This is a genomic window from Microbacterium sp. F51-2R, assembly GCF_052180235.1.
In the GTDB taxonomy this organism is placed as follows: domain Bacteria; phylum Actinomycetota; class Actinomycetes; order Actinomycetales; family Microbacteriaceae; genus Microbacterium.
In genome coordinates this window covers 2,880,954-2,903,251 of sequence record NZ_CP197470.1, presented here as the reverse complement: position 1 = coordinate 2,903,251, position 22,298 = coordinate 2,880,954, and the positions used below count along the sequence as shown (strand labels likewise).

Here is a 22,298-nt window from a genome sequence, read left to right as displayed (position 1 = left end):
TGTTCAGGGGACGGATGCCGAGGCATCCGTCGCCCGTCAGTTGTAGTTGCCCGAGAAGTCGTCCGTCGAGAAGCTGTCGAAGTCGACGTAGCTCAGGTCGGCGTCGCTGTACGCGCCGTCCGAGGCGAAGATGCGGTTGGGGTACCGCTCGCTCTTGGCCTCCTCCGTCGCCTCGACCGTGACGTTGCGGTACTTCGCAAGGCCGGTTCCGGCGGGGATGAGCTTTCCGATGATGACGTTCTCCTTGAGGCCGACGAGCGGGTCGCTCTTGCCCTCCATGGCCGCCTGCGTGAGGACGCGGGTGGTCTCCTGGAACGACGCGGCCGACAGCCACGACTCCGTCGCGAGCGACGCCTTCGTGATACCCATCAGCTCGGGACGACCCGACGCGGGGCGCTTGCCCTCGGCCACGGCCTCGCGGTTGATCTGCTGGTAGCGCTTGAAGTCCACCAGCTCACCCGGGAGCAGGGTCGTGTCGGCGTGGTCGACGACGGTGACCTTGCGCAGCATCTGGCGCACGATGACCTCGATGTGCTTGTCGTGGATCGGCACACCCTGCGAGCGGTAAACGCCCTGGACGCCGTTCACGAGGTACTTCTGCACCTCGCGGGCACCCATGACACGCATGACCTCCTTGGGGTCGAGCGTGCCGACCTGCAGAGGCTGACCGACCGTGACGTGCTGCCCGTCCTCGACGAGGAGGGTGGCGCGCTTGAGGACCGGGTAGACGTGCGGCTCCTCGCCGTTGTCGGGCGTCAGGATGACCTTCTTGGAACGCTCGGTCTCGTCGATCGTGATGCGACCGGCCGACTCCGCGATCGGCGAGGCACCCTTGGGGGTACGCGCCTCGAAGAGCTCCTGCACGCGGGGAAGACCCTGCGTGATGTCGTCGGCCGAAGCCGAACCACCCGTGTGGAAGGTACGCATCGTCAGCTGCGTTCCGGGCTCACCGATCGACTGGGCGGCGATGATGCCGACTGCCTCACCGATGTCGACGATCTTGCCCGTGGCGAGCGAACGGCCGTAGCACTTCGCGCAGACACCCACGGCCGAGTCGCACGTCAGGACCGAGCGGACCTTGATCGTCTCGACGCCGGCATCGACCAGCTTGTTGATGAGGATGTCACCCACGTCGTCGCCGGCCTCGGCGAGGACCGTGCCGCTCGCGTCGACGACCTCGGCCGCGAGCGTGCGTGCGAACACCGAGTTCTCGACGTTCGGGTCCTTGACGAGCACGCCGTCGGCACCGGGGGTGGCGATGGGGAGCTCGAGGCCCTTGGTCGTGCCGCAGTCCTCCTCGCGGATGATGACATCCTGCGAGACGTCGACGAGACGACGCGTGAGGTAACCCGAGTCGGCCGTACGGAGGGCCGTGTCGGCCAGACCCTTACGGGCACCGTGCGTCGCGATGAAGTACTCCGCCACCGACAGACCCTCGCGGTACGAGGAGATGATCGGGCGCGGGATGATCTCACCCTTGGGGTTGTTCACCAGGCCTCGCATACCCGCGATGTTGCGGATCTGCAGCCAGTTGCCTCGCGCACCCGACGACACCATGCGGTTGATGGTGTTGTCCTCGGGGAAGTTGTCGCGCATGGCCTTCTGGACGGCGTCGGTCGCCTCGGTCCAGATCTTGATGAGCTCCTGACGACGCTCGGCGTCGGTGGTGAGACCCTTCTCGAACTGACCCTGGACCTTCGCGGCCTGCTTCTCGTAGCCCGCGACGATCTCGCCCTTGTTGGGGGGCGTGAGGATGTCGCTGAGCGCCACCGTGACACCCGAACGGGTGGCCCAGTAGAAGCCGGCGTCCTTGATGCGGTCGAGCGAAGCCGCGACCTCCACCTTCGGGTACTCCTCGGCGAGCTTGTTCACGATCTGCGACAGCTTGCCCTTGTCGGCCTGCTCGCGCACGAACGGGTAGCCCTTGGGGAGCGTGTCGTTGAAGATCGCCTGGCCGAGCGAGGCGTCGACGAGCCCGTGGCGCTCGTAGCCCTCGGGGGCTTCGCCCTCGAGGAACGTCAGGCCGGGGATGCGGATGCGGACCTTGGCCTGCAGGTCGAGGGTGCCCTCGTCCTTGGCCAGGATCGCCTCGCCGACCGAGCCGAACACGCGACCCTCGCCCGCGGCGCCCTGCTTCACCGTCGTGAGGTGGTGCAGGCCGATGATCATGTCCTGCGACGGCAGGGTGACCGGACGGCCGTCCGAGGGCTTCAGGATGTTGTTCGACGCGAGCATCAGGATGCGGGCCTCGGCCTGAGCCTCGACCGACAGCGGCAGGTGGACGGCCATCTGGTCGCCGTCGAAGTCCGCGTTGAAGGCGGCGCAGACCAGCGGGTGGAGCTGGATGGCCTTGCCCTCGACGAGCTGCGGCTCGAACGCCTGGATGCCCAGACGGTGGAGCGTGGGCGCGCGGTTGAGCAGCACGGGGCGCTCGCGGATGATCTCCTCGAGCACGTCCCACACCTCGGGGCGCGTGCGCTCCACGGCGCGCTTGGCGGCCTTGATGTTCTGCGAGTGACCGAGGTCGATCAGGCGCTTGATCACGAACGGCTTGAACAGCTCGAGCGCCATCTGCTTGGGCAGACCGCACTGGTGGAGCTTGAGCTGCGGGCCGACGATGATGACCGAACGACCCGAGTAGTCCACGCGCTTGCCGAGCAGGTTCTGGCGGAACCGGCCCTGCTTGCCCTTGAGCATGTCGGAGAGCGACTTGAGCGCGCGGTTGCCGGTGCCGGTGACGGGACGCCCGCGGCGGCCGTTGTCGAACAGCGCGTCGACGGCCTCCTGGAGCATCCGCTTCTCGTTGTTCACGATGATCTCGGGCGCGCCGAGGTCGATCAGGCGACGAAGGCGGTTGTTGCGGTTGATCACGCGGCGGTAGAGGTCGTTCAGGTCGGACGTGGCGAAGCGGCCACCGTCGAGCTGCACCATGGGCCGCAGCTCCGGCGGGATGACCGGGACGACGTCGAGGACCATCGCGGCGGGGCTCATGCCCGTCTGCAGGAACGAGTTCACGACCTTCAGGCGCTTGATCGCACGGATCTTGCGCTGGCCCTTGCCCTCGGAGATCTGCAGGTGGAGGCTGTCGGCCTCTTCCTGCAGGTCGAAGGCCTGGAGGCGACGCTGGATCGACTCCGCGCCCATGTAGGCCTCGAAGTACTGCCCGAAGCGGTCCTGCAGCTCGTGGAAGATCTCGTCCTCGCCCTTCAGCGAGCCGACCTCCAGGTTGCGGAACTCCTCCCAGACGCGCTCGAGCTTGGCGATGGTCTCATCCGCGTTCTTGCGGATGGCGGCCATGTCCTTCTCGGCGGCGTCCTTGACCTTCTTCTTCTGGTCGGCCTTCGCGCCCTCCTCCTCGAGCGCGGCGAGCTCTTCCTCCAGCTTCTGGAGGCGGGTCGCGATGCGCGAGTCACGGCGGTCGGCCGCCGTCTTCATCTCGAGGCGCAGGTTGTTCTCGTGCGTCGGGAGGTCGCGGTGACGCGCCTCCTCGTCGACCGAGATGACCATGTAGGCGGCGAAGTAGATGACCTTCTCGAGGTCCTTCGGCGCCATGTCGAGCAGGTACCCGAGGCGCGAGGGGACGCCCTTGAAGTACCAGATGTGGGTGACGGGCGCGGCGAGCTCGATGTGGCCCATGCGCTCGCGGCGGACGGAGGACTTGGTGACCTCCACGCCGCAGCGTTCGCAGACGATGCCCTTGAAGCGGACGCGCTTGTACTTGCCGCAGGCGCACTCCCAGTCGCGGGAGGGGCCGAAGATCTGCTCGCCGAAGAGGCCGTCCTTCTCCGGCTTCAGCGTGCGGTAGTTGATGGTCTCGGGCTTCTTGACCTCGCCGTACGACCAGCGACGGATGTCGTCTGCGGTGGCAAGGCCGATGCGAAGCTCATCGAATGTTGTTGCGTCGAGCACTGGTTCTCCTGTGTCGGAATTCTGTGTGGTGAGTCAGTCGGAGGGTCAGATCTCGTCGATCGACGACGACTCGAACCGCGTGGAGATGTTGATGCCGAGCTCTTCCGCGGCGCGGAAGGCGTCGTCATCCGTGTCGCGGAGGTTGACCGCCGTGCCGTCGGCCGAGAGGACCTCGACGTTCAGGCAGAGCGACTGCATCTCCTTCATGAGCACCTTGAACGACTCGGGGATGCCGGGCTCCTGGATGTTCTCGCCCTTGACGATCGCCTCGTACACCTTGACGCGGCCGAGGATGTCGTCGGACTTGATCGTGAGGAGCTCCTGGAGGGCGTATGCGGCGCCGTATGCCTCGAGCGCCCACACCTCCATCTCACCGAAGCGCTGGCCACCGAACTGCGCCTTACCACCCAGCGGCTGCTGGGTGATCATGGAGTAGGGGCCCGTCGACCGTGCGTGGATCTTGTCGTCCACGAGGTGGTGCAGCTTCAGGATGTACATGTAGCCGACCGAGATGGGCGCCGGGAAGGGCTCGCCGGAGCGACCGTCGAAGAGCTTCGTCTTGCCCGTCGAGTCGATGAGCCGGTCACCGTCGCGCGTGAGGTTCGTCGAGTCGAGCAGACCCGCGATCTCCTCCTCGAACGCACCGTCGAACACCGGGGTCGCGACCTTGGTGCCGGGCGCGGCCTCACGGGCCTCCTCGGGCAGGCGCATGGCCCACTCCGGGGTGCCCTCGACCTTCCAGCCCTGCTTCGCGATCCACCCGAGGTGGGTCTCGAGGACCTGACCGAAGTTCATTCGACCCGGGATGCCGAGCGGGTTGAGGATGACGTCGACCGGCGTGCCGTCCGCGAGGAACGGCATGTCCTCGACGGGGAGGATCTTCGCGATGACGCCCTTGTTGCCGTGACGGCCCGCGAGCTTGTCGCCCTCGGTGATCTTGCGCTTCTGGGCGATGTAGACCACGACGCGACGGTTGACGCCCGAGCCGAGCTCGTCGTCGCCGTCCTCCGCGTTGAACTCCTTGACCGCGATGATCGTGCCGGCCTCACCGTGGGGGACCTTCAGCGACGTGTCGCGCACCTCGCGGCTCTTCTCGTTGAAGATCGCGCGGAGCAGGCGCTCCTCGGCCGAGAGCTCGGTCTCGCCCTTGGGCGTGACCTTTCCGACGAGGATGTCGCCGGGGCGCACCTCGGCGCCGATGCGGATGATGCCGCGCTCGTCCAGGTCCTTCAGCAGGTCGGGGCTCACGTTCGGCAGGTCGCGCGTGATCTCCTCCTTGCCGAGCTTCGTGTCACGGGCGTCGACCTCGTACTCCTCGATGTGGATCGAGGAGAGTGTGTCGTCCTTCACCAGGTTCTGGCTGAGGATGATCGCGTCCTCGAAGTTGTGACCCTCCCACGTCATGAAGGCGACGAGGAGGTTCTTGCCGAGAGCGAGCTCGCCGTTCTCGGTCGCGGGACCGTCGGCGATGACCTCGCCGGCCTCGACGCGGTCGCCGGCCGAGACCACGACGCGCTGGTTGTACGACGTGCCCTGGTTCGAGCGGTCGAACTTGCGCAGGAAGTAGTCCTGCGTGCCGCCCTCGTCGAGCTGGACCGTCACGACGTCGGCCGAGACCTCGACCACGACGCCGGCGCGCTCCGCGGTGACGACGTCACCGGCGTCGATGGCCGCGAAGCCCTCCATGCCGGTGCCGACGACCGGCGACTCGGAGCGAAGGAGCGGGACGGCCTGACGCTGCATGTTCGCACCCATGAGGGCGCGGTTGGCGTCGTCGTGCTCGAGGAACGGGATGAGCGACGTCGCGACCGACACCATCTGGCGGGGCGAGACATCCATGTAGCCGATCTCCTCCGCGTGGAAGAGGTCGACCTCGCCGCCCTGGCCGCGACGAGCCAGCACGCGGTCGGTGGCGAACGCGCCGTCGGCCTTCAGCTCGACACCGGCCTGGGCGACGATGTAGTCGCTCTCTTCGCTGGCCGTGAGGTAGTCGATCTGGTCGGTCACGCGGCCGTCGACGACGCGGCGGTACGGCGTCTCGATGAAGCCGAACGCGTTGATGCGCGCGAACGACGCGAGCGAGCCGATGAGACCGATGTTCGGGCCTTCCGGCGTCTCGATCGGGCACATGCGGCCGTAGTGCGACGGGTGGACGTCACGGACCTCGACGCCCGCGCGCTCACGCGAGAGGCCGCCGGGGCCGAGCGCCGACAGGCGGCGCTTGTGGGTCAGACCGGCGAGAGGGTTGTTCTGGTCCATGAACTGCGACAGCTGCGAGGTTCCGAAGAATTCCTTGATCGCCGCCACGACGGGACGCACGTTGATCAGGGTCTGCGGCGTGATCGCCTCGATGTCCTGCGTCGTCATGCGCTCGCGGACGACGCGCTCCATGCGCGACAGGCCCGTGCGGACCTGGTTCTGGATGAGCTCGCCGACGGCGCGGATGCGACGGTTGCCGAAGTTGTCGATGTCGTCGATGTCGAGGCGGATCTCGGCGGGCTGGCCGTTGCGGATGCCGTCGAAGACGGTGTCGCCGCGGTGCAGGCGGACGAGGTACTTGATCGTCGCGACGATGTCGTCGACCGTGAGGACCGAGTCCGAGAGCGGGCGGTCGAGGCCGAGCTTCTGGTTGATCTTGTAACGGCCGACCTTCGCGAGGTCGTAGCGCTTCGGGTTGAAGTAGAAGTTGTCCAGGAGCGCACGCGCGGCCTCGGCGGCCACCTGCTCGCCCGGACGGAGCTTGCGGTAGATGTCGCGGAGCGCGTCCTCCTTGGTGAGGATCGTGTCCTTCGACAGCGTCTCTTCGATCGACTCGAAGCCGGCGAACTCGCCCAGGATGTCTTCGCTGGACAGGCCGAGGGCCTTCAGGAAGACGGTGACCGACTGCTTGCGCTTGCGGTCGATGCGCACGCCGACCTGGTCGCGCTTGTCGATCTCGAACTCGAGCCACGCGCCGCGGCTCGGGATGACGCGCGCCGACACGATGTCCTTGTCGGAGGTCTTGTCGGGGGTGCGGTCGAAGTACACGCCGGGAGAGCGGACGAGCTGCGACACGACGACGCGCTCGGTGCCGTTGATGATGAAGGTGCCCTTGCCGGTCTGGAGCGGGAAGTCGCCCATGAAGACCGTCTGGGTCTTGATCTCACCGGTCTGGTGGTTCATGAACTCGGCCTCGACGTAGAGCGGGGCGGCGTAGGTCTTGCCCCGTTCCTTGCACTCCTCGATGGAGTACTTCTCGGGCTCGAGGTAGGGGTTCGTGAACGAGAGCTGCATCGTCTCGCTCAGGTCCTCGATCGGCGAGATCTCCTCGAAGATCTCCTCGAGACCGCTGATCTCGGGCACGTCGGTGCGGCCGGCGGCCTGCGCCTCGGCGACGCGCGCCTTCCACGCCTCGTTGCCGACGAGCCAGTCGAAGGACTCGGTCTGCAGGGCGAGAAGGTCGGGGACCGTCAGCGTGTCGGAGATCTTGGCGAACGAGAGGCGGGAAGCTCCGCGGCCGTTCTTGGGGGTGGTGGTGGATGCGTTGGGCGCAGCAGCCAAGGGAATTCCTCCGTGGGCCCGTGAGGGCCCGGTTCCTTGTCGTCAGGGTGGAGTGCTCATCGTTCCCCGATGCCTGCACGTCGCACACCGCAGCGAAGCGGGGACACGCAGGCGCAGCCGACCACCATATGAGGGCAGGGGGAATCCAAGAGCGCAACTACCTACTATACGTCCTTCGACGCGCCGTGTCCAGCGTGATTCTTGACGAGGGCTGGTTGCTGCGGTATATAGCCGCGTGGAGCACCGATTGCGGGCCCGCGAGCGGGTCCGGAGGAAGAAACAGTATGCCGACGCATGACATTCCCGCATGACCCGGGCCATGATGTGGTCATGGCTGGGGCCCTTCACCCCGTGATCCGCACACCCGACCAGCGGATCCGGGTCTTCGTCAGCTCGACCCTGCGCGAGCTCGCCGACGAACGCGCCGCCGCACGCGCCGCCATCGAACGCATGCGCCTGGCACCGGTCATGTTCGAACTCGGCGCCCGCCCCCACCCACCCCGCGAGCTCTACCGCTCCTACCTCGACCAATCCGACATCTTCATCGGCATCTACGCCGAAAGCTACGGCTGGGTCGCCCCCGACGAACACATCAGCGGACTCGAAGACGAATACAACCTCGCCCCCGCCACGATGCCCAAACTCATCTACATCAAAGCCACCCCCCACCGCGAACCCCGCCTCAACGACCTCATCGACCGCATCCGCACCGACGACCACGCCGCCTACCTCCCCTTCCACACCGCCGAAGAACTCCACGACCGCATCGCCGACGACCTCGCCACCCTCCTCGCCGAACGCTTCGACGCCGCCCGGCGCGACTCGGCGACGGCGACGACCGTCGCCGAGGACGCCCCACCCGGCAAGGTGCCCGTGCCGTACTCCTCGACGATCGGCCGGGAGGACGACCTGCGTCGCGTGCGCGAGCTGCTCATGAAGGGCGGCGACCGCGTCGTGACGCTCGTCGGTCCCGGCGGCATCGGCAAGAGCCGCCTCGCGATCGAGGTCGCCCGCGCGAGCGCCGACCTCTTCCGCGACGGCATCTCGTTCGTGCTGCTGGAGGGCGTGCACGAGCCGGGCCTCCTCCTGCCGACGATCGCCTACTCGCTGGGCGTCCGCGACACCGGCGCCGTCGACCTCGAGGACCGCATCGCGCACGCCCTCGACGGCAGACGGGTGCTCATCGTCCTCGACAACTTCGAACAGATCGTGGATGCCGCCCCCGTCCTCGTGCGCCTCTATACCGCGGCTCCGCTCGCGACGTTCCTCGTCACGAGCCGTGTCGTGCTGCGCATCCGCGGCGAGCAGGTCTACGAGGTCGAAGCACTGTCGGCCCCCGCGGAATCCGAGCCCGCCTCGATGCATCGGGCTCAGCGCTCGTCGGCGGTCGCGCTGTTCGTCGACCGGGCGCAGGCCGTGCGCCCCGACTTCGCTCTCACCGACGACAACGTCGCGGCGGTCGTGAGCATCTGCCGCCGGCTGGAGGGCCTCCCCCTCGCGATCGAGCTCGCCGCCGCCAAGGTCAGGGCGCTCAATCCCGCCGCGATCGACGAGCGGCTCGAGCAGAGCCTCCCGATGCTCGCCGCGACATCCCGCGACCTCCCGGAACGCCATCGCACGATGCGCGCCGCGATCGACTGGAGCGTGAGCCTGCTCCCCGACGTCCAGCGCGACCTCCTCGAAGACCTCGGCGTGTTCGCGACGCGCTTCACGCTCGACGCCGTCGAGGCGGTCAGCGCCGGGCGGACGTGGGAGGGCGAAGTGCTCGATGCGCTCGGCGGTGTGGTCGATGCATCCCTCGTCAAACAGGTCGACGTCGCGGGGCGCTCGACCTTCTCGCTCCTCGCGATCGTCCGCGAGTACGCGGTGGAGAGACTCAAGGCCCGGGGCGAGGCCGACGCGATGCGTCGCGCACACGCCGACTACTACTCCGACCTCGTGCGGCGGATCTCGCCCGACCTGCGCGGGCCGGCACAGATCGAGACCGTGCGCCTCCTCAGCCTCGAGCTCTCGAATCTCCGCGCCGCCGTGCGCCACCTCATCTGGAGCGACCGCCTCGACGACGCGGGCGACTTCGCGTGGGACCTGTTCGTCTACTGGTGGATCTCGGGCTTCTTCAGCGAAGTGCGGCTGTGGATGCTCGAGCTCCTCGCGAAGGACCGCCCGATGTCGACCCGCACCCGCGCGGTCGCGGTCTTCTTCACCGTGTGGGGCGAGATGTGGCGGCGGCCGTCGGAAGAGGTCATCGAACGGCTCGGTGAGGCATCCCGGCTCTTCGAAGAGAGCGGGGATCAGGATGCCGCGGCGATGGCCCTCGCCGCGCGAGGCTCGACCCGGATGCGGTTCCCCGACCTCGACATGCCCGCTGCGCAGGCCGAGGTCGAGCGCGCGCGCGAGGTCTTCCACCGGCTCGGGAACTGGTGGCTCGAAGCGCTGACGGATGTCGCGCTCGGCCTTCTCGCGCTGGCCCGCGGCGAGTTCGCGGAGTCGCTCGTGCACTTCGAGCGCTCCTCGGCGACCGGCGAGCGGGAGGACGACGCTTTCACGCAGGTCGTCGCGGGCAACAACGTCGCCCGCGTGCGCCTCCTCGGCGGAGACATGGACGGCGCCGTGGCCGTCTACCGGCGGACGCTCGAGCTGGCGGCCCTCCTCCACTACGACGAGGGGGCGCAGTACGCCCTCGAGGGCATGAGCGCCGTCGCCGCGCTGCGCGGCGACGCATGGGAGGCGGGCGCGCTCTCGGCCGTCGCCGGGTCGATCCGCCAGCGCGTCGGCCAGTACGACGTCGAGGGCTTCGCGGCCCATCACGAGCCGCTCGATGCGATCCGGGCGGTGCACCCCGAAGCCGTCGCCGCGGGAGAGGCGGCCGGCGACGACATGAGCGTCGCCGAGGCGTACGCGCTCGCCCTCCCCGATGCGGGCGCCGACGTGCGGCGGGCGCTCGCACAGTGGTGAGCGGCGCGCTGCGGCGGGATGATGGGGTCATGACCGGGGAGTCTCGGCCCGTGATCCGCACACCCGACCAGCGGATCCGGGTCTTCGTCAGCTCGACCCTGCGCGAGCTCGCCGACGAACGCGCCGCCGCACGCGCCGCCATAGAACGCATGCGCCTGGCACCGGTCATGTTCGAACTCGGCGCCCGCCCCCACCCACCCCGCGAGCTCTACCGCTCCTACCTCGACCAATCCGACATCTTCATCGGCATCTACGCCGAAAGCTACGGCTGGGTCGCCCCCGACGAACACATCAGCGGACTCGAAGACGAATACAACCTCGCCCCCGCCACGATGCCCAAACTCATCTACATCAAAGCCACCCCCCACCGCGAACCCCGCCTCAACGACCTCATCGACCGCATCCGCACCGACGACCACGCCGCCTACCTCCCCTTCCACACCGCCGAAGAACTCCACGACCGCATCGCCGACGACCTCGCCACCCTCCTCGCCGAACGGTTCGACGAGTCGCGCGAGCCGCGCGGTGAGGAGCCTCAAGAGACGGTCGAGCCGATCGTCGGACGCATCCCCGTGCCCTATACGACGACGATCGGACGCGAGCGCGACCTCGGCGCGGTGCGCGCGCTCCTCTCGGAGGGGCACCGGGTCGTGAGCCTCATCGGACCGGGCGGCGTCGGCAAGAGCAGGCTCGCGATCGAGACGGCGCTCTCGAGCAGCGACCTCTTCCCGGACGGCGTCTACTTCGTGCCGCTGGAGGGCGTGCTCGAGGCGAGCCTGCTGCTGCCGACGATCGCGTACTTCCTCAACATCCGCGACAACGGCGAGGCCGCCCTCGAGGAGCGCATCGCCCACGCCCTGAAGGGGCGGCGCGTGCTGGTCGTGCTCGACAACTTCGAGCAGATCGTGGATGCCGCGCCCGTCCTCGTGCGCCTGTACGCCCTCGCTCCGCAGGCGACCTTCCTCGTGACGAGCCGCATCGTGCTGCGCATCCGCGGCGAGCAGGTCTACGACGTCGGAGCCCTGACGACCCCCGACGAGGCCCTGCCGACCTCACTCGAGCGCGCCCGTCGCTCGACGGCGTGCGCCCTGTTCGCCGACCGCGCGGAGGCGGCGAAGCCGGGCTTCGAGCTGACGGGCGAGAACGCGCAGGCCGTCGCCGACATCTGCCGGCGACTCGAGGGGCTGCCCCTCGCCATCGAGCTCGCCGCCGCGAAGGTGCGCTTCCTCACTCCGCAGGCGATCGCGGACCGCCTGGAGCAGAGCCTCCCTCTTCTCACGGCCGCGGTGCGCGACCTTCCCGAGCGGCACCGCACGATGCGCGCGACGATCGACTGGAGCGTGAGCCTCCTCCCCGAGGAGCAGCGCGACCTCCTCGACGACCTCGGCGTCTTCGCGCGCCGCTTCACGCTCGACGCCGTCGAGGCCCTCGGCCGCGGCCGCAGCTGGGACGGCCAGGCCGTCGACGCCCTCACGGCCCTGGTCGACGGATCGCTCGTGACCTCGACCGAGATCGCCGGCCGCTCGGTCTACTCGCTGCTCGCGATCGTGCGCGAGTACGCCCTCGGCCGGCTCAAGGAACGCGGCGAGGCCGACCGCATGCGCGCGGCCCACGCCGACTACTACGGCGACGTCGTCGCGCGCCTCGCGCCGCGGCTGAACGGACAGGGCCAGGCCGAGGCGGTGGTCGAGCTCGGGCTCGAACTGCCCAATCTGCGGGCGGCGGTGCGCCATCTCATCTACACCGACCGGCTCGACGACGCCGGCGACTTCACGTGGCGCCTCCTCATCTACTGGTGGATCGCGGGCTTCTTCGGCGAGGTGCGCGTCTGGATGCTCGAGCTGCTCGGCAAGGAGCAGCCCATCACCCAGCACACGCGCGCCGTCGCGTGGTTCTTCGCACTGTGGGGCGAGATGTGGCAGCGCCCGACCGAGCAGGTCGTCGCGGGCCTCGGCGAGTGCGTGCGGCTCTTCGCCGAGAGCGGCGACGACGACGCGTCGGCGATGGCGCTCGCCGCCCGCGCGACGGCGCGCATCCAGCTGTCCGCCGACGACGTCGAGAAGGCCGAGGCCGAGCTGACCGAGGCCGTGAGCCGGCTGCGCGCCTTGGGCAACAGCTGGGCCGAGGCGATCGCGCTCGTCTCGCTCGCGCGTCTGGCCTGGGTGCGCGGCGACCTCGCCCTCGCGCTGTCGCGCTTCGACGACGCGGCAGCCGTCGCCCGTGCCAGCGGCGACATCTTCACGACCTCGCTCGCAGGCAACCTGCGGGCGCGCCTCAACTTCCTCCGCGGCGAGATCGAGCAGGCCGAGGCCGAGTTCGTCGAGACGCTGCACCTGTCCATCCGCCTCCACTACGACGAAGGCGTCGCGTACGGCCTCGAGGGCGTGTGCGCCATCGCCGCCGCCCGCGGCGACGCGTGGCGGGCCGGAGCCCTCGCGAAGGCCGCCGAGTCGATCCGCCACCGCATCGGCGTCTTCGACGCGGAGGCCTTCACCGTGCACACGCCGTACCTCGAGGCGCTCCGCGAGAGCGATCCCGACGGCGTCGCAGCCGGGGAGCGCTCCGGCGCCGATCTGAGCCTCGCCGAAGCCGTTCGCCTCGCGCTCCCCGAGCCCGACCTCGCCAGGGTGGGGCCCGCGCTTCAGCAGTGGTGACGGGTCGGGGCGGCCTGCGTGGGTGGCTCGGCCGGCCCGGTCAGCTCGGCCCAATGCGGTCAGCTCGGGTGACGCGGGTGGCGCGGTCAGCTCGGCCGGGCGTGCCGGAAGCGCAGGCGCGTTCCGGGCCGTGCCTGCGCGATCGCGTCGAGCGAGGCATCCGTCGCCACCGCGATGACGGGATAGCCGCCCGTCACGGGACCGTCGGCGAGGAGGATCGTGGGCCGGCCCGTCGGCGGCACCTGCAGCGCCCCGGGCACCATGCCCTCGCTCGGAAGCTCGCCCTCGCGGGCGCGCGCCAGCGCGGGACCGTCGAGCCGCACGCCGACGCGGTCGGCGTCGTTGCTGACGGTCCAGACGCTCTCGAACAGGTCGCGGGCGGCCGAGGGCGCGAACCATGCGGCGCGGGGTCCGGGAGCGAGCTCGACCTCGATGAGATCGTCGTGCGGAGCGCCCCAGGGTGAGATCGCGGGGGCGGGGATGGCGACGGATGCCTCGTCCCTCACGCCCACCAGCGCGCCGGCGCGGAGCGGCGCCGATCCGAGTCCTGCCAGGAGGTCGGAGGCGCGCGAGCCGAGCACCGGCATGCCGTCGAGGCCGCCGCGGACGGCGAGGTAGGCGCGGGCGCCGTGCATGAACCAGTCGAGGTGGAGCTCGCCGCCGGCGGGCCACTCGTGGGCCTCGTACGGGTCGAGCTCGCGGCCGTCGATCCGGAGCGGTCCCCAGGCACCCGCGACCGCGAACCAGAGGTCGTGCTCGGCGACGGCGCGAAGGCCGCCCATCGTGACCTCGATTCCGGCGGCGCCTTCGGGGTTGCCGACGAGTCGATTCGCGGTTCGAAGGGCGCCGCGGTCGAGCGCTCCCGACGGCGCGACGCCGAGCGCCGCCGCCCCCGCGCGGCCGAGGTCCTGGATGGTCGCGAGGAGACCGGGTTCGACGACGCGGACGGCCTTGGCTGCCGCGGGTTGGGTCGACGGTCGGGGCGGAGCCGGGGTGGGCGTGGGGGCGGGTGGGGGTTCCGCGGCGCGCAGCGGTGCGGGTGTGAGGGCGGGTGTGGGTGTGGGGGCGGGGCCCGCGGCGCCCGGGGGTGCGGGTGCGGGCGCGGCGGCTGGGCCGGGCACGGGCACGGCGGCCGACCCCGGGGCGGCGACGACATCGGCGCGGACCGGGCGGAAGCGCACGCGGGTTCCGGGGGCGAGAAGCGCGGGGGACGCGGCATCCGGATCGAAGAGGAGCGCGGGAGTCGTCCCGATGAGCCGCCAGCCTCCCGGGGTGTCGCGCGGATAGGCGCCCGAGAAGGCGCCGGCGAGGCCGATCGCGCCGGCCGGCACGCGGGTGCGGGGGCTCGGCAGGCGCGGGACGTCGTGCGGCCAGTCGGGGCTCACGAGATACCCGAAGCCCGGGGCGAAGCCGGTGAAGGCGACGGTCCACTCCGCCGCGGAGTGCTGTGCGACGAGTGCGTCGGGCGAGAGGCCGAGGAGGGTCGCGGTCTCGGCGAGGTCGGGTCCGGCGTATTCGGCGTCGAGTTCGACACGGTCGGCGTCGCGGGCGGCGGGGGCCGCGGCATCCGTCGACGCCGTCGTGCGGTCCACCCACGCTCGGGCGGCGGCGAGCGGGAGCACGCGCGGGTCGACGCGGACGAGGACGGTGCGGGCGGCCGGAACGAGATCGACGACTCCGGGAGGACGGGATGCCTCGAGCGCGGCGTGGAGCGCGAGCACCGCGTCGAGCGAGCCGACTTCGGCCAGGAGCGCCCGGTCGCCCATCGGCAGGAGCCGCGCGGCGGGCGTCGGCGCGGAGTCGCTCACCACGGCGCGCGCACCTCGATGGCTTCGGCGTCGAGCGCCGCGCGCACGGCGCGGGCCATCGCCACTGCAGCAGGCGAGTCGCCGTGGAGGCACAGCGATGCGGCTTCGGCCACGACGAGCGACCCGTCGACGGCCTCGACGAGGCCCTCGCGGGCGAGGCGCACGGCGCGGGCCGCCACCTGCGCGGGGTCGTCGAGGAGGGCGCCCGGCTCGCCGCGGGAGACGAGCGATCCGTCGGGCCGGTAGCCCCGGTCGAGGAAGGCCTCGCGCACGAACGGCAGCCCGGCCGTCGCCGCGGCGGCCGCGATCTCGCCGTCGAGTCCGAGCACGGGGAGGGCCCGTCCGAGCCGCGACGACGCGTCGGCGATGGCCGCGACGACGGCGTGCGCCTCGGCGCCGTCGACGGTGACGGCGTGGTAGAGCGCGCCGTGCGGCTTGACGTAGCGGAGGTCGGCGCCGGCGTCGAGGAGCGCCGAGAGCTGCCGGGCCACGACGGCCCGCAGATCGGCGGGGTCGATCGCGATGCGGAGGCGGCCGAAACCCGCGAGGTCGGGATACGACGGATGCGCGCCGACCGCGACCCCGAACCGCGCCGCCCGGCCCGTGGCCTCGCGCATGGAGCCCTCGTCTCCCGCGTGGCCGCCGCACGCGACGCTGGCGCTCGAGATGACGGCGAACATCGCCTCGTCGTCGGCCGTCGCGACGCCGTCGACGGTCTCGCCGAGGTCGGCGTTGAGGTCGATCGTGGGCATGCCACCACGGTAGTCCGGCGGGTTGTCGGGCGGTCGGCGCTCACAACTCCGGAAAAACGGTGCGGCGGGCTCGGTGTTGACCTCAACACCGGCCCGAGGCGCCCGGATCTCCGGAGTTGTGAACAGGCGCGGCCGGTGTCGCCCCCCGGCGGCGGGCTCGGTGTTGACCTCAACACCGGCCCGAGGCGCCCGGATCTCCGGAGTTGTGAACAGGCGCGGCCGGTGCCGGCCCCGGCGCCGGGCCGAGGCGCCCAGACCTCCCGGGTCGTCGTCGCCGCCGGTCGGCGCTCACAACTCCGGAAAAACTGTGCGGCCGGGACCGATGTTGACCTCAACACCGGCCCGAGGCGCCCGGATCTCCGGAGTTGTGAACGCGCCGCGGCCCTGCCGATAGCGTGGGGGCATGGCCAGGGCGCGGCAGGAACCGAGCGAGCATCCGCAGGCGCGCCTCGCGGACGGCACGCTGGCCCGCATCCTCCCGTCCGAGTACGCCAACGGGTACGAGCTCATCGTCGACGGCACGCCGCAGTCCCACGTCGACCTCGACGACCCCACCCACCTGCACTTCGAGTACGTCGCGCGGATGGGCGCCGTCATCGACCAGCTCCGGATGCCGCGGCAGCCCCTCACCGCCGTGCACCTGGGCGCCGGGGCCCTGACCATTCCGCGCTACGTCGAGGCGACGAGGCCCGGCTCGCGGCAGCAGGTCATCGAGCTCGAGCCGGCGCTCACCGGGCTCGTGCGGGAGCACCTGCCGCTGCCGAAGGGCGCCGCGATCCGCATCCGCATCGGCGACGCGCGGGAGGGGCTCTCGCGCCTGCCGGCCGCCCTCATCGGGGCCGTCGACCTCCTCGTGTCGGACGTGTATTCGGGCGCGCAGACCCCTGCCCACCTCACGACGATCGAGTTCTACACGGCCGCCGCGCGGCTGCTGGCCCCCGAAGGCGTGCTCCTCATCAACGTCGCCGACGGCGCGGGACTCGCCTTCGCGCGACGGCAGGTCGCGACGGTGCGGGCGGTGCTGCCGCACGTCGTCGTGCTCGCCGAGGTGCAGACGCTCAAGGGACGCCGCTTCGGCAATCTCGTCGTCGCCGCCTCTCCTGCGCCCTTGCCGACCGAGTGGCTCCCGCGGCTCATGGCGGCAGGTCCTCACCCCGCGAAGGTCGCCCAGGGCGCGGAGCTCGACGAGTTCGTGCGCGCCGCCCGCCCCGCGACCGACGCCGACGCGACGCCGTCGCCGAAGCCTGCGGCATCCGTCTTCGAGCGCTGACCGAGGCGCCCGGCCCAGTTGGCGCACCCGGGTGCCCGAACCGCCCCCGCGCGTGGTCGTTTTCACGACGACGGATGCCTCACCCCGGCGTGCCGGGACAGCGCCGCCCGAGGCCCGGGGCACACTGGAACAGCGAACCGGACAGCGCGGAGAGGAGTCGACGGTGAGCTTCATCCACGGATACGACCCCGATACGCTTCGCGAGGAGATCGACCCTCGCCAGTGCAAGGAGCGCCTCGACGAGATCGGCGAGCAGCGCAGTCTTCCGGCCCTCCTCGAGCGGGTCTGGCTGCTCAAGGTGCTCGATCGCCTCGACGATGCGCTCGTGCTCTCGGAGCAGTCGGTGCGGCTCGCCCGCATGGCCGGCACCCGCAAGGATCTGCTGCGCGCGCGCATCCTGCACGCCTCGGTGCTGCAGTTCCGCGGAGCCTACGCGGCCGCCGATCAGGAGCTCACGACGTGCGCGCACGAGGCGGAGGGGCAGGGGTGGAGCGCCATCGCCGCCTTCGCCTACCAGCACCGCGGCAAGACGCACTACGAGGCCGGCGACTTCGATGCGGCGCGGCGCGACTTCAAGCGCGCGCTGTTCCTGCGTCAGGAGGCGGGCGCGTCCGACGATCAGCTCCAGTCGACGCTCCTCGCGGTCGATGCGGCGGATCGCCGCCGGGCCCGCGTGGCCAGTTGACTGTCGCAGGTCTGTTCTAGTCTTCCTCGCATGTCGGACCTGCAACGTGTGCGCCACTGGGCGCAGGCGCTCATCGCCACCCACCTCGACGACACCTGGTCGTTCGGATTCGACAACGCCAAGCGCCGCGCCGGGCTCTGCGACTATTCGCGCAAGCGCATCACCGTCTCGCGCTACCTCTCGGCGCGGTACGACGACGACACCAACCATCAGACGCTGCTTCACGAGGTCGCGCACGCGTTGGCGGGTCCGGATGCCGCGCACGGCCCCCGATGGAAGACCGTCGCCCGAGATCTCGGCTACGTCGGCGGCGTGACTCACCAGGGCGAGACGGCGACCGAGCTCGCTCCGTGGGTCGGGGTCTGCCCCGCGGGCCATACCGCCTACCGCCATCGACGGCCGGCGCGCGCGACGTCGTGCGTGAAGTGCGCGCCGCGGTTCGACCAGCGGCACCTGTTCACATGGACGCGCCGCGAGATCACGCCGGCGACACGCCTCGCGGCGATGACCCCGCGGGATTAGTCGGCGGCGCTGAAGGGGGGCGACGCGGCAGCGGGATCGGCTCGCGGAGGTGGCGAGCCGCGGGGAGCCGGCCGCGCTGATCGTCAGTGCGAAGCTCCGCGAGGAGGCCGCTGTGCCGGCGCGCGGCGGGATGGGCCCGAGGCGCTGAGGTCCCGCGGGAGGCGGCCACGAGGAAGCCGCCGCGCCGGCTGGCCGCCTAGAGGGCGGCGAACGTCCCGTCGCGCAGCACGGGGACGACCCTCGAGGCGTCGACCGCGGCCGCCGCGTGCACCTCGTCGATCCGGTCGGCGAGCTCGCGGCCCGATCCGCTCGCGGTGAGAAGATGCCGCATCGCGCCGCGCAGCGGCCGGAACGCCTCGGCGGCCGCGGCCGCCTCCGGTGAGGAGTGGTCGATGCCTCGGTCTGAGAGGGCGGCGATGATCGCGCCGGCGCCGAAGAGGTCTTCCACGGCGAACCGCAGCGGCGCCCCGGGCTCACGGGAGGTGAGCTCGCCGGCGGCGATGACGGCGACACTCGTGCGGACGCCGCGGCGCTCCTGCTCCGCGAGCACGGCATCGGCGACCGCCGAAGCGTTGCGCAGCGCGCCGAGCAGCACGAGGCCGGAAGCCGCCTCGGCTACCGCGACGCCGTTGATCGAGATTGCGCGGGACGCGGCATCCGTCGCCATCGTCTCGCCCCGCTCGAGCGCCTGGATGACCGTCGACGAGAAGCGCAGCACGTCGACGACGACGACGACGTCGGACGGCGCGAGACGGGCGAGGCCGTCGACGCCCCACTCGAAGCGCACCTGGTACGCGGACTGGGCGAACGGATGCTGCGGCGACGACACCCCGACAGCCTAAGCCGGGGTGCGCAAGCCCCAGAATTGCGGGGCGCGCGGTGCGAGACTGGGCGCATGAGGGTGCTGCTCAAGCTTGTGATCGACTGCGATGCGGATGCCGCGTGGCGGGCCGTCCACTCGCCGCGGGCCGTCGCGGAGCTCTACGGTCCGCTGATGGAGCTCGATCCGCTCGTGCCGAACGGGCTGCCGACGTCGTGGTCGCCCGGCGACGACGTTCCGGTGCAGCTGAGCGCGATGGGGCTCGTGCCCATGGGGCGGCAGCTCATCCACATGAGCGAGCGCGTCACCGAGGATCAGCACGGCACGGTGCGGATCTTCCGCGACAGCGGCATCCCGCTCACCGGGCCGATGTCGAGCCTCGACGTGTGGGACCACCAGATGGCGATTTCGCAGGCGCCGGGCGATCCCTCGCGCACGCTGTGGCGCGACCGGCTCGTGATCGGCGGACCCACCGCTCCCGCCCTCTGGCCCGTGCTGTGGACTGTGTGGCAGTGGCGCGCCGCGCGGATCCGCGCCCTCGCCCCGACGTGGGCGCACGACCCCGAGCCCGACGAGCCTCTCGCCGCCTGAGCTCGGGCGCTGCTGGGCCCTTCGCGCCGAGTTGCCACTCGATGTGGCAAACCGACGCCGAGTTGCGCGATCTTGTGGCAACTCGGCGACATCTGCACGAGGCTCGATCACATCGGCAGGAAAGAGGGACGGACGCCGCGGCCGAAGCCGGGCCGCGGCATCCTCTCCCCCCTCCCCATCCCCGTCTTCCTCCCCCGTCCCTCCACACGCCGAGTTGCCACTCAATGTGGCAAACCGACGCCGAGTTGCGCGATCTTGTGGCAACTCGGCCACATCGGCACGAGGCTCGACGACATCGGCAGGAAAGACGGACGGATGCCGCGGCCGAAGCCGGGCCGCGGCATCCGGCATCCGTCCCCCCTCTACTCCGCGAGGGCCTCGACGGGCGCCACGCGGGTCGCCAGGCGCGTCGGCACGACCGCGGCGACGAGGGTCAGCAGCGCCGTCGCGGCGACGACGATGACGAGCGGCCAGAAGGGAACGGCCGGGGCCACGAAGTTCATGGTCCGCGGGGTCACGGGGTCGATCGGCACCGATCCGAGGAGCGACTGCGCGCCGGCCCAGCCATAGGCGATGCCGAGCACGAGACCCGTGGCGAGCGCCGCGATCGTGATGTGCGCCGCCTCGAGCAGCACGACGCGGCGCACCTGCCGGTTCGAGAGTCCCATTGCGCGCAGCAGGCCGAGCTCGCGGCGCCGCTGCACGACGCCGAGGGTCAGGAGGTTGACGAGCCCGACGCCCGCGATGACCGCCGACACGGCGACGAGGCTCATCATGATCGCGCCGAACGTGTCGATGAGCGTCGACATCTCGGTGGGCAGCACTCCGCCACCCGACATCGTGAGCACGGCCTTCACCGACTCGAGGGCGACGGCGAACATCGTCACGAGCGTGACCCCCATGACGACGCCGATCGCCATGCGGCTCGACCGCTCGGGATAGCGAAGCGCATTCTCCGCCGCGAGCCGCGCCGTCGCCGACGAGCCGAACGCGCGTCCGACGAGCCGCAGGATGGGCGGCATGATCAGCGTCGCGCCGAGAGCGAGCCCCGTGAAGGAGAAGATCCCCCCGACGAACGCGATCACGACGCCGAGGGGCGTGTAGAGCCCCGCGACGATACCGAGCGCGAGGAGTCCGCCGCCGATCGCGAAGAGCACGATCGCGACGACGTTGCGCGCGGTGCGGTGCGCGATCGTCTGGTGGGATGCCTCGACCGAGCCGCCGAGCGCCTGCAACGGCGTCACGGTCAGCACGCGGCGCGAGCCCGCCCAGGCGGCAGCCCACGTCGTGAGCGCGACGATCGCCGCGGGGAGCAGGAGCGCCCCGTGCACGATGGCGTACGACACCCCGCGCAACCCGAGGAGGGCCGTCATCAGCTGCACGCCGGCCGCCGCGAGCGCCGTGCCTGCGACGAGTCCGAGCACGGCGCCGATCACGCCCACGACGAGCCCCTGCCGGGCGACCTCGCCGCGCTGCGACCGTGCCGAGGCGCCGATGAGCCGCAGGAGCGCGATTTGGCGGGTGCGCCCCGCGACCACCGTCGAGAACGTGTTCGCCGTGACGATCGCCGCGACGTACACCGCGACCCCGACGAGCAGCGTCGTGAGGAAGCTCAGCACGAATGCGAGCGTCTCGCTGTCGCCGACGTACGGGTCGGCGCTGAGCATCGCGCCGATGAAGCCCGTGGCCGAGATCAGCACGACGCCGAAGGCGCTCGACAGCGCGGCGACGAGGATGCTCGCCCCCATACCGCGCTCGCGGAGCCACGCGAGGCGAGCGGATGCCTCGGCCCGCGGCATCCGCGTATCCACAGCCACCGCGGTCATGCCGGCACCTCGGCGCTCGCGGTCGCGGCGGTCGCGGTCGCCGCGCGGCCGGCGGCATCCTGGCCGGCCGCACCCCCCGCTGCAGTGACCGCCGTGCCGCGCTCGGCGGCGAGCATGTAGGCCGAGATCTCCTCCGCGGTGAGGCGGGGCTTGTCGGCCGTGATCCGGCCGTCGCCCAGGAAGAGCACGCGGTCGGCGTGGCTCGCCGCGATCGGGTCGTGCGTGACCATCGCGATCGACTGGCCGTGCTCGCGGCTCGCGGTCTGCAGGAGCGTGAGCACCTCCCGGCCCGTCCGCGAGTCGAGGTTGCCCGTCGGCTCGTCGGCGAAGACGAGGTCGGGGGCTGTCGCGAGGGCGCGGGCGATCGCGACGCGCTGCTGCTGCCCTCCGGAGAGCTGATGCGGGCGATGGCGCAGCCGCGAGCCGAGGCCCAGGCTCTCGACGAGCCCGTCGATGCGGGCGCGCTCGAGGGCCGACGGACGACGACCGTCGAGGTCGAAGGGCAGGAGGATGTTGCCGAGCGCGTCGAGCGTCGGCACGAGGTTGAAGGACTGGAAGACGAAGCCGACGCGGCGGCGGCGAAGGATCGTGAGCTCGAGGTCGCCGAGACCGGTGATCTCGGTGTCGCCGATCCACGCGCGCCCGCGGGTCGGCGCGTCGAGGCCCGCCATGATGTGCATGAGCGTCGACTTGCCCGACCCGGAGGGTCCCATGATCGCGGTGAACTCGCCGCGTCGGATGCCGACGCTCACGTCGTCGAGCGCCGTGACCTCGCCCTCGCCCGATCCGTAGCTCTTGGTCAGCTGCTGCACCCGGGCCGCGAGGCCGAGGTCGGTGGATGAGATGTGCATGCTTCGACGCTAGGAATCGGGCACCGGCCGCCGCGTCGGCCGCGAGAGGCATCCGCGTACATCTGGAGGATGATCCCGGGTGCGACGCGAGAGGCACAGCGCGAGGCGAGCGCCG

The 22,298-nt window shown here is 70.9% G+C and carries 13 protein-coding genes; 6 read left to right on the top strand and 7 right to left on the bottom strand.

Annotation, left to right across the window (positions count from 1 at the left end):
* Positions 1-36 precede the first annotated feature (36 nt).
* Both rpoC and rpoB read right to left on the bottom strand, forming a co-directional pair.
* Positions 37-3,909 (bottom strand): DNA-directed RNA polymerase subunit beta', encoded by a 3,873-nt coding sequence (rpoC, locus tag ACSBPH_RS12685; protein WP_442574692.1) that lies wholly within the window; start codon positions 3,907-3,909, stop codon positions 37-39.
* A gap of 45 nt (positions 3,910-3,954) precedes the next feature.
* Positions 3,955-7,449 (bottom strand): DNA-directed RNA polymerase subunit beta, encoded by a 3,495-nt coding sequence (rpoB, locus tag ACSBPH_RS12680; RefSeq protein WP_442574691.1) that lies wholly within the window; start codon positions 7,447-7,449, stop codon positions 3,955-3,957.
* Positions 7,450-7,779: 330 nt separating this feature from the next.
* Here rpoB and ACSBPH_RS12675 point away from each other — a divergent pair, with 330 nt between their 5' ends.
* Together ACSBPH_RS12675 and ACSBPH_RS12670 are read left to right on the top strand one after the other, a co-directional pair.
* Complete coding sequence (locus ACSBPH_RS12675; protein ID WP_442574690.1) at positions 7,780-10,404, top strand: DUF4062 domain-containing protein; 2,625 nt, start codon at positions 7,780-7,782, stop codon at positions 10,402-10,404.
* A gap of 50 nt (positions 10,405-10,454) precedes the next feature.
* Positions 10,455-13,058: a DUF4062 domain-containing protein gene (locus ACSBPH_RS12670; RefSeq protein ID WP_442574689.1), complete on the top strand. Its 2,604-nt coding sequence runs from the start codon at positions 10,455-10,457 to the stop codon at positions 13,056-13,058.
* An 86-nt stretch (positions 13,059-13,144) separates the two neighbouring features.
* Here ACSBPH_RS12670 and ACSBPH_RS12665 read toward each other — a convergent pair whose 3' ends face one another.
* Positions 13,145-14,866: a 5-oxoprolinase/urea amidolyase family protein gene (locus ACSBPH_RS12665; RefSeq protein WP_442574688.1), complete on the bottom strand. Its 1,722-nt coding sequence runs from the start codon at positions 14,864-14,866 to the stop codon at positions 13,145-13,147.
* Complete coding sequence (locus tag ACSBPH_RS12660; protein ID WP_442574687.1) at positions 14,863-15,618, bottom strand: 5-oxoprolinase subunit PxpA; 756 nt, start codon at positions 15,616-15,618, stop codon at positions 14,863-14,865. The genes ACSBPH_RS12665 and ACSBPH_RS12660 overlap by 4 nt, the downstream gene beginning before the upstream one ends.
* A gap of 403 nt (positions 15,619-16,021) precedes the next feature.
* Between ACSBPH_RS12660 and ACSBPH_RS12655 the strand changes: the two genes are divergently transcribed.
* The 3 genes from ACSBPH_RS12655 to ACSBPH_RS12645 all read left to right on the top strand — a co-directional run bounded on the left by ACSBPH_RS12655 (position 16,022) and on the right by ACSBPH_RS12645 (position 18,095).
* Positions 16,022-16,888: a spermidine synthase gene (locus tag ACSBPH_RS12655; RefSeq protein ID WP_442574686.1), complete on the top strand. Its 867-nt coding sequence runs from the start codon at positions 16,022-16,024 to the stop codon at positions 16,886-16,888.
* Positions 16,889-17,051: 163 nt separating this feature from the next.
* Positions 17,052-17,573 carry a hypothetical protein gene (locus ACSBPH_RS12650; protein WP_442574685.1) on the top strand — a complete coding sequence of 174 codons (522 nt, stop codon included), beginning with the start codon at positions 17,052-17,054 and terminating at the stop codon, positions 17,571-17,573.
* Positions 17,574-17,603: 30 nt separating this feature from the next.
* Positions 17,604-18,095 (top strand): SprT-like domain-containing protein, encoded by a 492-nt coding sequence (locus ACSBPH_RS12645; protein ID WP_442574684.1) that lies wholly within the window; start codon positions 17,604-17,606, stop codon positions 18,093-18,095.
* A gap of 196 nt (positions 18,096-18,291) precedes the next feature.
* Here ACSBPH_RS12645 and ACSBPH_RS12640 read toward each other — a convergent pair whose 3' ends face one another.
* A complete protein-coding gene (locus ACSBPH_RS12640; protein WP_442574683.1) occupies positions 18,292-18,924 on the bottom strand; it encodes a 2-phosphosulfolactate phosphatase in 633 nt (210 codons plus the stop codon).
* A gap of 66 nt (positions 18,925-18,990) precedes the next feature.
* Here ACSBPH_RS12640 and ACSBPH_RS12635 point away from each other — a divergent pair, with 66 nt between their 5' ends.
* Entirely contained in the window at positions 18,991-19,506 is a 516-nt protein-coding gene (locus tag ACSBPH_RS12635) for a hypothetical protein (protein ID WP_442574682.1), read from the top strand.
* Positions 19,507-19,868: 362 nt separating this feature from the next.
* Here ACSBPH_RS12635 and ACSBPH_RS12630 read toward each other — a convergent pair whose 3' ends face one another.
* Together ACSBPH_RS12630 and ACSBPH_RS12625 are read right to left on the bottom strand one after the other, a co-directional pair.
* Complete coding sequence (locus ACSBPH_RS12630; protein ID WP_442574681.1) at positions 19,869-21,332, bottom strand: FtsX-like permease family protein; 1,464 nt, start codon at positions 21,330-21,332, stop codon at positions 19,869-19,871.
* The gene (locus ACSBPH_RS12625; RefSeq protein WP_442574680.1) at positions 21,329-22,183 is read right to left on the bottom strand and encodes an ABC transporter ATP-binding protein; all 855 of its coding nucleotides are present in this window, start codon (positions 22,181-22,183) and stop codon (positions 21,329-21,331) included. The genes ACSBPH_RS12630 and ACSBPH_RS12625 overlap by 4 nt, the downstream gene beginning before the upstream one ends.
* Positions 22,184-22,298: the final 115 nt, after the last annotated feature.

Bases quoted from the DNA above. Each gene is read 5' to 3' on its own strand.
- ACSBPH_RS12675 (WP_442574690.1), top strand. From the start codon at position 7,780: ATGGCTGGGGCCCTTCACCCCGTGATCCGCACACCCGACCAGCGGATC.
- ACSBPH_RS12660 (WP_442574687.1), bottom strand. From the start codon at position 15,618: ATGCCCACGATCGACCTCAACGCCGACCTCGGCGAGACCGTCGACGGC.
- ACSBPH_RS12655 (WP_442574686.1), top strand. From the start codon at position 16,022: ATGGCCAGGGCGCGGCAGGAACCGAGCGAGCATCCGCAGGCGCGCCTC.
- ACSBPH_RS12645 (WP_442574684.1), top strand. From the start codon at position 17,604: ATGTCGGACCTGCAACGTGTGCGCCACTGGGCGCAGGCGCTCATCGCC.
- ACSBPH_RS12635 (WP_442574682.1), top strand. From the start codon at position 18,991: ATGAGGGTGCTGCTCAAGCTTGTGATCGACTGCGATGCGGATGCCGCG.
- ACSBPH_RS12630 (WP_442574681.1), bottom strand. From the start codon at position 21,332: ATGACCGCGGTGGCTGTGGATACGCGGATGCCGCGGGCCGAGGCATCC.
- ACSBPH_RS12625 (WP_442574680.1), bottom strand. From the start codon at position 22,183: ATGCACATCTCATCCACCGACCTCGGCCTCGCGGCCCGGGTGCAGCAG.